The organism is Psychrobacter sp. 78a-MNA-CIBAN-0178 (assembly GCF_040309625.1).
In the GTDB taxonomy this organism is placed as follows: domain Bacteria; phylum Pseudomonadota; class Gammaproteobacteria; order Pseudomonadales; family Moraxellaceae; genus Psychrobacter; species Psychrobacter okhotskensis.
In genome coordinates, this window is sequence record NZ_JBEOOZ010000089.1 from 1 (window position 1) to 392 (window position 392).

Annotated in this window: 1 protein-coding gene; it reads right to left on the reverse strand. The window is 45.9% G+C overall.

The genetic code is table 11. The features are described 5' to 3' along the window. A partial coding sequence (locus AAEY80_RS14370; RefSeq protein ID WP_350588533.1) for a transposase occupies positions 1-392 on the reverse strand: 392 nt, incomplete at both ends.

A 392-nucleotide genomic window follows, 5' to 3' on the forward strand; every position in this document is an offset into this window, starting at 1 on the left:
ATGGCTTTGTTGATGATCTGCTTGTCTTGACGTATCTTCACGACGATGCAGTCCAAATAGACGATAGGATAAACACTATTCAATGGCCTGTTCTGCCAAGCGGTGATGTCCTCTAATATGTTATCGGTGACTCTTGAGACAAGAGAGCTTGAGATGTCGACATCGTAGAGCTCTTTAATGCTCTCTACAATCTCGGTGGTGGTTTGACCCTTGGCGTAAAGGAATATGATCTTGTCATCAAGACCTGAGATACGGGTTTGATGCTTGCGCACGAGTGTAGGTTCAAAGTCACCATGACGGTCTCTTGGGGTGGAGATCTCAAGATCGCCTGTGTCACTGCGGACGGTCTTTTTAGTATGCCCATTGCGTTTATTTGGCTTATCTGCTTTCTC